This window comes from Xanthomonas cissicola (genome assembly GCF_008801575.1).
Lineage (GTDB): Bacteria > Pseudomonadota > Gammaproteobacteria > Xanthomonadales > Xanthomonadaceae > Xanthomonas > Xanthomonas cissicola.
This window is the reverse complement of record NZ_VZPL01000279.1, coordinates 1-256: the sequence shown is the minus strand read 5'-3', so window position 1 is coordinate 256 and position 256 is coordinate 1. Positions and strand designations below refer to the sequence as shown.

Annotated in this window: 1 pseudogene; it reads right to left on the bottom strand. The window is 55.1% G+C overall.

Annotated elements, in window-relative coordinates:
- Nucleotides 1–130 precede the first annotated feature (130 nt).
- Nucleotides 131–256, bottom strand: a pseudogene (locus F7R02_RS26070) (IS3-like element ISXac4 family transposase); the annotation flags it as partial.

Below are 256 nucleotides of genomic sequence, written 5' to 3'. Positions count from 1 at the left end.
ACGATCGGTCACTTGCCGGACCGCCTCGATCTTGAACTCATCCGTATACCGCTTACTGCTCATGGACACCTCCGAATCAGCCATTTTCCATGGCCTTGAGATGTCTAAGAAATCCTGGGCGTATCAAAGCGCGATAGATGCGTTTGGGATTCCAACCTGGTTGCTGCTTGCGAAGGTAGTCGCTGCACTTCCAGAAGCCACGACTGGGGTGCGCTTCAACGTAACGCGCGATCTCGGCAATCAGCTCGGCATCGCG